This is a genomic window from Corallococcus sp. AB018 (genome assembly GCF_003986945.1).
In the GTDB taxonomy this organism is placed as follows: Bacteria; Myxococcota; Myxococcia; order Myxococcales; family Myxococcaceae; genus Corallococcus; species Corallococcus exiguus.
This window is the reverse complement of sequence record NZ_RAWR01000313.1, coordinates 1-8797: the sequence shown is the minus strand read 5'-3', so window position 1 is coordinate 8797 and position 8797 is coordinate 1. Positions and strand designations below refer to the sequence as shown.

Below are 8797 nucleotides of genomic sequence, written 5' to 3'. Positions count from 1 at the left end.
GCCGGGCCTTTGCGGGAAGACGACCAACCTTCAGTACATCTACAACAAGACCGCGGCGGACACGAAGGGCAAGCTGATCTCGCTCTCCACGGAGACGGAGGGTGGCGGTTGCGACGCGCACGGTACGACCTCGGAAGGCGGCTCTGCCCGACGGCACGAGGTCATACCATCGTTCGCCGGGGGCTGCCCGGTGGGGGCCAGCCCGCCGGGCAGGACAGCAGGCGGAGTGTCAACCGCCCTTGCGAAGCTCGGTGAGAACCAGCTTGGCCACGGCCTTGAGCGTGTCGAACACGCCCACGCCCGTGGGCGCCACGGCCTGGTACTCCGGGATGTTCCGCGGGTTGAGCGCCTTGCGCATCTCCTCCACGGTCACCGCGTTGGGCAGGTCGCGCTTGTTGTACTGCACGACGTACGGAATCTTGTTCAGGTCGTAGCCCTGCTCGGCCAGGTTGATGCGCAGGTTCTCCAACGACTCCATGTTGGCTTCCATGCGCTCAATCTGGCTGTCGGCGACGAACACCACGCCGTCCACGCCCTTGAGGATGAGCTTGCGGCTGGCGTCGTAGAACACCTGACCGGGCACCGTGTAGAGGTGGAAGCGCGTCTTGAAGCCGCGGATCTCACCGAGCGACAGCGGCAGGAAGTCGAAGAAGAGCGTGCGGTCCGTCTCCGTGGAGAGCGAGATCAGCTTGCCCTTCGTGTCCGCCGCGGTCTTGTTGTAGATGTACTGAAGGTTGGTCGTCTTCCCGCAAAGGCCCGGCCCGTAATAGACAATCTTGCAGTTGATTTCGCGGGATGAGTAATTGATGAAGGACATGGCTTCCCGGGTTACTCGCTGAAGAGGTTGTCGATATCGTCGTCGGAGATCTCGGCGAACGGCGAACCGGCTCCGGGGCTGTCGGTCTTCTTCACGAGGCTTTCGAAGATCTTCGTCAGCTCGTCGCTGGCCTTCTTGATGCGCAAGCGCACCAGACCCAGGCTCGTGCGGTTGTCGAAGATGACGACCAGCACCACGCGGCTGCCCACGATGGTCATGTAGAGGCTGTCCTTCGCCCCTTCATGGAACTGGTTGGGGAACTCGTTCTCCCCGATCAACTTCGCCAGACCGCCCATGGCGGCCACGTTGCCGGCCGTCAGCGACGCAAGCGACGTGGTGTCGATGTTCTGCGTCTGGCCGGCCGAGGAGATGAGCTGGCCGTTCTTGTCGACGAGGAAGACCACCTTCGCGTTCGCGTCCTTGGTAAGCCGGTCGCAAACGGCGTTGATCTTGGTGAACTCCTCTTCGTACATCACCAGTTGCGTGCCCATGGGCGTATGCGCTCCTCAGCGTTCGCTCGCCCCGCGCACGGCGGCGCTCCGATGTTTCTGGAGTGAATCCCGGAGGTTAGACGAGGCGCTACCGACCGCCGTCATGCTTAGCAAAGCAGTTCCACTCCAGCAAGAAGCCAGCCGTGATCCGCGCCGATCTTGAAGGAATGACGGCATCGCGGGTTGGGACACCTGCCCCTCTTCTCTATACTCTCCCGGGCCTTGCGCCGCCCGAGCCCCCTCACCGACATCCTTCCGCGCCTCGTCGTCCTCGTCCTGGTGCTCGCCTGTACCGGGGCCGCCCGTGCGCAGGCCCCCGAGTCCGAGCGCGCCTCGTTGCGCTTCCGCTACGGCCTGTCGTCCCGCCAGGGTGAGCAGGTGGATGTAGGGCCCGGGCTCACCTACAGCGGTCTGACGCCGAACGACGTGGCGCTGACGTTGATGGGCTGGGCGGGGGAGTACCTGGGCGGCCAGGTGGATCTCCAGCGCGAGGCCTTCGAACTGCGGGACGCGTCGTCGCGCGTGACGGGCGGCAGCCTGGTGCGCGGCTCGCTGGGGCCTCGCGGGCGACTGTCGCTCGGGCCGGTGCGGCTGGAGCTGGGAGCGGGCTACGGCTTCGCGCAGCTTCCGTTGTTCGGCGGGTTCACCTACGCGCCGGTGTTGCAGCGGGGCGTGCGGCACGCGGCGCTGATTTCAGGCCGGGTGCTGGTGGCGCTGCCGGCGGAGCTGCAGTTGGAGGTGCGGGGCGAAGTGCCTCTGACGTTGTCCGCGCACGCGGCGGACGGGCTGAAGGCGTCGTCGTCCGGCTATGTGGTGGGCGCGGCGCTCTTGTATCCGGTGGTGCGCCGGGACGGCTGGACGGGGCGCGTGCTCCTGGACGTGCAGCAGGCGCACGACACGATGGAGCTGGAGGCCAGCGGCCTGCGCTCCGAGCAGCGGATGCGCCGCATTGGCCTGGGCTTCGAGGTGTCACTGGCCGGCGAGGGCGGGACGTCGCGGCCCGTGGGCCCGCGTCAGGCCTTCGTCGCGCTGAGCGTGGTGGACGCGGAGACGGGCGCACCGCTTCCGGGCGCGCACGTGCGCGTGCCCTCCTTGAAGACGCCGGGCACGAGCGAGGAGCTGGTCGCGGACGCGCAGGGGCAGCTGCGGGTGCTGCTCCCCGAAGGCGCGCAGTCCACCCAGGCCAGCGTGGACGGCTATGAGGACGCCACGGAGGTCGCCACCGTCAGCGGTGGTGCCACCGAGGGCGCGCCGGTCCAGCTCCGCCTGCGCAAGAAGGCGCCGAAGACGGGCTCCCTCAAGGTGAAGGTGGTGCAGGGCAAGGACAGCGCGCCGGTCGCGGACGTGCAGGTGGTTTCGGGCAAGGCGCAGCTGCGCACGAACAAGGCGGGCGAGCTGCTGCTGGAAGGACTGGAGCCCGGGCCCGTGGCCGTGTCGATGTCCGCGCCGGGCTTCCGCGCCACGGAAGAAGCCGCGGTGGTGGTGGCGGGGCAGACGTCGGAGCTGGTGGTGGTGCTGTCGCAGGACCGCAAGGGCGAGCTGGCCACGCTGGTGGGCCAGGTGCGCAGCGCGCGCAACGGCCAGCCGCTGGTGGCGACGGTGACCATTGCCCAGGCGAAGGTGCGCACGCGCACGGACAAGAGCGGCACCTTCACCGCGCGCGTCCGCGGCGGCACGTACCGCATCACCCTGTCCGCGGCCGGGCACGTGACCCAGACGAAGATGGTCACCGTGCGCGAAGGCGAGCAGGCCATTCTCAACGTTGATTTGTTCCCGAGGGGCCGGTGAGTCGCGCGGCAGTTCCGCGACGCGCCCGTCCGTCGTCGTCGAGGTTTCAGTGAGTCCTGTCCGCATCCTGGCGCTGTCGCTGCTCGTCCTCCTCTCCGGCTGCTCGGGGTGTGAACGCGAGGAGGCGCCGAAACCTCCGCCAGGGGTGGATGTGGACGCGGGAGCCGTCGTTCCCATTGGCCGCCTGGAAGGGCTGTCCGGCGACGTGCGCCTGGAGCGTGGCGGCAAGGTGGGCCCCGCAGTGGAGGGACCGCTGCTCGCGGGCGACGCGGTGGAGACCGGTGAGAGCGGATCCGCGACGGTGCGCTTCCCGGGCGACCGGACGGTGGAGGTGGGCAGCGAGGGCCGGTTCGCGCTGGGCTCGGATTCGTCCGGCATCGTGATGAAGGTGGAGCGCGGCATCGTGTTGTCGCGCGTGCCCGCGGGCAGGAAGGCGGACAGCGCGGGCTCCAAGGTGACGTTGAACATCCTCACCCCCTTCGGCCTCACGCGCGTGGGGCCGGATCCGTCGGAGGTGAAGGTCGCGGTGGCGGAGGACTCCGCGCGGGTGGAGGTGAAGCTGGGCGCCATCGAGCTGGTCTCCAAGGACGGCAAGACGCTGCGCGCGGCGCAGGGCGACGCGGTGGACCTGACCCGCGAGCGCGCGCAGGTGACGCCCGCGGCCCCGCGAGTCGTGGAACTGGCGCCCATCCCGGTGACGGTGCGCGCGACCTCGGGTGTCGCGGAGGTGAAGGCGAAGGACACGGGCCGCTGGCGCAAGGTGCGCCGCGAGGGCGAGGTGCTGGCCTTTGGCGACGGCGTGCGGACGAAGGGCGGCGAGGCGGTGCTGTCCCTCAAGGACAGCGGCACCGTGCTGACGCTCGCTCCAGGCGCTGAGGCGGTGCTGGAGAGCGCGGGACAGCAGGGCACCGTCGACGAGGCGCGCGTCAACCTGCTCCAGGGCCTCCTGGCCGTGCAGCTGTCCATGGGGCGTGAGAGCCGCGTGGTGCTGCCGGAGATGACGGTGGAGTCCGGCGGTGGCGCGAGGCTGGAGATCCGCCGCACCGGCGACGGCATGCAGGTGGCGGCGCACACGGGCGACGTGACGCTGCGGCGGGGCGAGGCGCGGCAGGAGCTGCGCGCGGGTGAGCGCGCCACCGTGAGCAAGGACGGCAGCGCGAAGGTGGAGCCGCTGGAGGAGGCGGCGGTCGCGGTGGGCCCGGGCGAAGGCACGGAGGTCTATCACCGGGGGCTTTCGGAGGTGGCGCTCACCTGGCAGGGCGAGGGCGACGCGGTGGTCGAAGCGGCGCAGGACGCGGCCTTCAAGCGCCCGGTGCTCTGGGGCCGCGTGCACCGCGCTTCCGTCAACGTCTCCGCGCTGGCGAGGGGCACGCTGTACTGGCGGGCGCGCAAGGAGGACGGCACGCAGGTAGCGGCGGGCAGCGTCCACTTCGCTCCGGAGTCCCCCACCAGCTCGCTGGCGCGCGCGCGCAACGTGGTGCCGGAGGGGCCGGAGAAGACGACCATCTTCTACCAGGACAAGCCCCCAGCCGTGACGTTCACCTACGGCGAGGAACCGCAGGCCCGTAGCTATCGCGTGGCGGTGTACAAGGCGGGCTCGCTGGCGACGCCGGTGGTGCAGCGCACGGTGTCGGAGACGCGCGCGGCGCTGGAGGCGGGACAGCTGGGCGAGGGCAGCTACCTGTGGTCCGTCACGCCGCTGTCGCAGGCGGGCGCGGCCCTCAAGGGCGGGCGGATGAACAAGCTGGAGCTCGTCTATGACAACTCGGTGGTGGGGCTGGTGGTGGACAGCCCGCGCCAGGGTGTGCCGGCGGCGGAGAAGGTACGGGCTTCAGGTGTGGCGCCCGTGGATGCCCGCCTGTCCATCAACGGACGGGCCGTGCCCTTGGACGCCAAGCACCGCTTCGATACTTGGGTGGCCCCCATGGGACTGCCCCCCCTGCTGGTGTTTAAGATGACGCGTCCCGGTGCCCCGGACGTACTCACGGTGCGCACCCTGAAACCGCGAGGACCTTGAGGGATGGCACAGACCCCCGTTCCCATTCCGGATCCCGCCGGCGCCTCCACCGCGACGCTCCTCCAGCCGTATGGGCAGTACGTGCTCGTGCGCAAGCTGGCAGAGGGTGGCATGGCGGAGATCTTCCTCGCCAAGCTGCTGGGCGCGGACGGCTTCGAGCGCAACGTGGTGCTCAAGCGGATGCTGCCGGCACTGTCGGCCATCCCCGACTTCGTGGAGATGTTCCGCGACGAGGCGCGGCTCGCGGCGAAGCTGTCGCATCCGCACATCGTGCAGATCCACGAGCTGGGCTTCACGGACGGCTGCTACTACATCTGCATGGAGTACCTCGCGGGCGAGGACTTCTCCACGACGCTGCGGCTCGCGGGCCGGCGCCGCCAGTACGTGCCGCTGCCGGTGGTGATGCGGGTGCTCATCGACGCGGCGCGGGGCCTGCACTTCGCGCACACCTTCACCAACGAGCAGGGCCAGCCGCTGCACGTGGTGCACCGGGACGTGTCGCCGTCCAACCTGTACGTGACGTACCAGGGACAGGTGAAGGTGCTGGACTTCGGCATCGCCAAGGCCGAGTCGCGCCTGGTCCAGACGCGCACGGGCGTGGTGAAGGGCAAGTACATCTACATGGCGCCGGAGCAGGCGCAGGGGAAGGAGGTCGACCACCGCGCGGACGTCTTCTCCCTGGGAGTCAGCCTCTACGAGGCCGTCACGCACGTGCGGCCCTTCTCCCGTGAGAACGACCTGGCGGTGCTCAACGCGCTGTTGCAGGGCGAGTTCGAGAAGCCGCGCGCGCTGAGGGCGGACCTGCCGGAGGGCCTGGAGGCCATCATCCTCAAGGCCATGGCGTTCAAGCCGGAGGACCGGTACGCGACGTCGGACGAGTTCGCGGATGCGCTGGAGAGCTTCGCGGCGGAGTTCCAGGGCGGAGCCGCGAGCGCCCCCACGCTGGGCACGTTCCTGCGCAACCACTTCGGCGAGGAGCGCGTCACGGAGAAGACGCGCATCCCCACGATGGCCACGCTCACCGCCGCGCGTCCGACGGACCCTGAGTTCGCGGCCATCTCGCCGCCCGTCGCCGGTGCTGGGACGAACACGTACGGGCATCAGGTGTCCCGCCCGAGCAGCACGGGCGTGAGGGCACTGACCGCGCAGAACAAGACGGCCCCCGTGCAGGCGCAGGCTCCCGAGCCGGAGGTCGTGCCGAGCGCGCCTCCGGTGAAGCCCGCGTCCCGGCGTTGGGTCCTGGGACTGGTGGGCGGCCTGGGGCTGGTGGCCGCGGGCGTGGCGTTCGTCGTCGCGCGGCCTGGTGGCACCGCGACCCACGTCACGCCTCCGCCTCCGGCACAGCCGGCCGTCGCGCCCGTGGCGAATGGGAATCCCGCAGGCACGCAGGGGCAGGGTGCACCGGCCCAGGTGCCTGAAGGGACCACGCCCGGAGATGTTCAGGGCACCGTGCAGGACGGCACGCCGGGCGGTGACGCGGTGGCGACGTCCGTGACGGATTCGCCCCACGTGGATGACGGGGCGGAGGACCCGTCCCACCGCAAGGTCGTGAAGAAGCCGGCGGCGAAGGAGCCCGTGTCGCTGGGCATCGACGACATCCAGCGCGTGGTGTCCGGCGGCCGCTCGAAAATCACCGGTTGCTTCGAGCGCTACAAGTCCGACCTGCCGGCGGCCTCGGGCGAGGTGCAGGTGGAGCTCACCATCGTGTCCTCGGGCAAGGTGCGCGCGGGCACGCGCGGGCCGCTGGCGTCCACGGACGTGGGCCGCTGCCTGGAGACGCAGGCCCAGAGCCTGCGCTTCCCGGTGCACCGCGACCAGGAAGTCACCGTGCTGATGCCGTTCTCGTGGAAGGTGACGCAGTAGCCGGTGCGGCGTCTTCTCCGTCCCGCGTTCAGCGCGCGGGACGGACCAGCACCGTCACAGGTCGCGGCGGGCGGACAGCGCCTTGGCGAGCGTGGCCTGGTCCGCGAACTCCAGGTCGCCGCCCATGGGCAGGCCCTGCGCGATGCGCGTCACCCGCAAGCCCATCGGCTTGAGCAGCCGCGTGAGGTAGAGCGCGGTGGCTTCACCCTCGATGTCCGGGTTGGTGGCGAGGATGATCTCCTCCACCCGGCTGTCGTTGAGGCGCAGCAGCAGCTCCTTGATGCGCAGTTGCTCCGGGCCCACGCCTTCCAGCGGGGACAGCACGCCGTGCAGCACGTGGTAGCGGCCCTTGAACTCGCGGGTGCGCTCCAGCGCCATCAAGTCGGAGTACGTCTCCACCACGCACAGGGCGCGCTCGTCGCGGCGGTTGTCACGACAGAAGCCGCACAGCTCCGAGTCGGTGAGGGAGAAACAGCGCACGCACAGGTGCACCTTCTCCTTCACCTCGCGGATGGCCTGTGAGAGGTCGACGGCGAACTCGCCCGGCGCCCGCAGGATGTGGAACGCGAGGCGCTGGGCGGTCTTCTCACCAATGCCCGGCAGCTTCGCGAGCTGGGCGACCAGGCGATTCAGCGGATCGGGCGTCATCCGTCTTTAATTAATGCCGGGGATCTTCACGCCGCCGGAGATCTTCGCCAGCTCGGCGTTCATGTGCTGACGGCTGTTCGCCAGGGCAGCGTTCACGGCGGCGGTGACGAGGTCCTCGAGCATCCCCGGGTCGTTGGGGTCGATGGCGCTCTTGTCGATCTTGATGCTGCGGATCTCCTGCACGCAGTTGGCGACGACCGTCACGAGGCCCTCGCCGGACTTCGCCTCGACGGTCTCTTCCGCCAGCTGCTTCTTCCGCTCCTCGATCTTCTCGGTGAGCTTGTTCGCCTGCCGGATGAAGTAGTTCAGGTCGATGCCGGGCATGTGCTTCCTCGGTCCCCGGTCGTGGGAGCGCGGGCCGTCATGGCGCCGCTCGGAGCAGGGACGTTGCCGCGCACCCTAGCGGGGCCGCGCGGCGTTGTCAGTCATCAGGAGCGGCGGGCACGTCCGGGAGGTTGGCCGGTGGCCGCTCGGGCTCGTAGACCTGGATGTGTTCGATTTCGCCGCCCAGCATCTTGAGGATGGCCCGCACGGACGCGTGGGAGCGCACCTTGCCCTCGGTGCTCTTCTCGTGGGTATTGCGGGTCTGGGTGTCCTGTTCGGAGAGGCTCTGCCCCATTCCGCCCGGGAGGGCGTCATGGGTCTGGGGCACGTCCGTGATGGTGAGCTTCACGGCCCGGCCGAAGTGCGAGGCCAGCGCCGCGTCCACGGTGGCCTTGCCCCCGGGCGACACCACGGCGGCCTTGTGGAAGGCGGCGGTGGGCGGGAAGCCCAGGATGATTTCGCCCGCCTTCATGGACTGGAGGCGGCCGTTGGCGAGCGCCGTGCCGTGGCGCACGGACGTGGACTTCACGGTCTCCACGGCGGCGCGCCAGCGCTCGGGCAGGGAGCGGTTGGGGTTGTCGCGGCTGGTGGCGACGGGCGCCATCGCGGGCGGCGGCTCGGGTTCCGGCGGCTCCGGTTCCGGGGCGGCGGGCTCCGCGACGGGGATGCACTCGCCGGAGGCACAGCCTTCGGCGGAGCCCTCTTCCGGGAACATGCGCTCGTCCACGTCCTCGTCGCCGAGGGGCGGAGGTTCGAGCGGAGCCACGGGCTCCGGCTTGCGCATGTTGGTGATGCGCACGGTGGGCGTGGCGGGTTCGGGCGCGCGAGCCGCGGGCGTGGGCTCAGGGG

At 69.9% G+C, this 8797-nt stretch carries 7 protein-coding genes and 2 pseudogenes; 4 read left to right on the top strand and 5 right to left on the bottom strand.

The genetic code is table 11. The annotated features are described in order from the left end of the window. Positions 1 to 100 (top strand): annotated as a pseudogene (locus tag D7Y11_RS44725) (gliding-motility protein MglA); the annotation flags it as partial. Positions 101 to 229: 129 nt separating this feature from the next. On the opposite strand, the gene mglA reads toward D7Y11_RS44725, so the two are convergent. Both mglA and mglB read right to left on the bottom strand, forming a co-directional pair. Further along, entirely contained in the window at positions 230 to 817 is a 588-nt protein-coding gene (mglA, locus tag D7Y11_RS39665; RefSeq protein WP_014394794.1) for a gliding-motility regulator Ras-like GTPase MglA, read from the bottom strand. 11 nt (positions 818 to 828) lie between these two features. Further along, entirely contained in the window at positions 829 to 1308 is a 480-nt protein-coding gene (gene mglB / locus D7Y11_RS39660; protein WP_002637270.1) for a gliding-motility regulator GTPase-activating protein MglB, read from the bottom strand. Positions 1309 to 1491: 183 nt separating this feature from the next. Between mglB and D7Y11_RS39655 the strand changes: the two genes are divergently transcribed. The 3 genes from D7Y11_RS39655 to D7Y11_RS39645 are packed head-to-tail and all read left to right on the top strand — an operon-like array spanning position 1492 to position 6976. Further along, positions 1492 to 3096, top strand: coding sequence for a collagen binding domain-containing protein (locus D7Y11_RS39655; protein WP_233607551.1), 1605 nt, complete (start codon positions 1492 to 1494; stop codon positions 3094 to 3096). Positions 3097 to 3145: 49 nt separating this feature from the next. Next, positions 3146 to 5113 carry a hypothetical protein gene (locus D7Y11_RS39650; RefSeq protein ID WP_126936283.1) on the top strand — a complete coding sequence of 656 codons (1968 nt, stop codon included), beginning with the start codon at positions 3146 to 3148 and terminating at the stop codon, positions 5111 to 5113. Between the two features lie 3 nt (positions 5114 to 5116). Then, positions 5117 to 6976 carry a protein kinase gene (locus D7Y11_RS39645; protein WP_120581129.1) on the top strand — a complete coding sequence of 620 codons (1860 nt, stop codon included), beginning with the start codon at positions 5117 to 5119 and terminating at the stop codon, positions 6974 to 6976. A 54-nt stretch (positions 6977 to 7030) separates the two neighbouring features. Here D7Y11_RS39645 and recR read toward each other — a convergent pair whose 3' ends face one another. The 3 genes and pseudogenes from recR to D7Y11_RS39630 form a co-directional block, all read right to left on the bottom strand. Then, complete coding sequence (gene recR, locus D7Y11_RS39640) at positions 7031 to 7624, bottom strand: recombination mediator RecR (RefSeq protein ID WP_120564938.1); 594 nt, start codon at positions 7622 to 7624, stop codon at positions 7031 to 7033. A gap of 6 nt (positions 7625 to 7630) precedes the next feature. Further along, on the bottom strand, positions 7631 to 7948 hold the full coding sequence (locus D7Y11_RS39635; protein ID WP_014394799.1) for a YbaB/EbfC family nucleoid-associated protein: 318 nt from the start codon (positions 7946 to 7948) through the stop codon (positions 7631 to 7633). Between the two features lie 97 nt (positions 7949 to 8045). Continuing rightward, positions 8046 to 8797 (bottom strand): annotated as a pseudogene (locus tag D7Y11_RS39630) (DNA polymerase III subunit gamma/tau); the annotation flags it as partial.

Bases quoted from the DNA above. Each gene is read 5' to 3' on its own strand.
- mglB (WP_002637270.1), bottom strand. From the start codon at position 1,308: ATGGGCACGCAACTGGTGATGTACGAAGAGGAGTTCACCAAGATCAAC.
- mglA (WP_014394794.1), bottom strand. From the start codon at position 817: ATGTCCTTCATCAATTACTCATCCCGCGAAATCAACTGCAAGATTGTC.
- recR (WP_120564938.1), bottom strand. From the start codon at position 7,624: ATGACGCCCGATCCGCTGAATCGCCTGGTCGCCCAGCTCGCGAAGCTG.
- D7Y11_RS39635 (WP_014394799.1), bottom strand. From the start codon at position 7,948: ATGCCCGGCATCGACCTGAACTACTTCATCCGGCAGGCGAACAAGCTC.
- D7Y11_RS39645 (WP_120581129.1), top strand. From the start codon at position 5,117: ATGGCACAGACCCCCGTTCCCATTCCGGATCCCGCCGGCGCCTCCACC.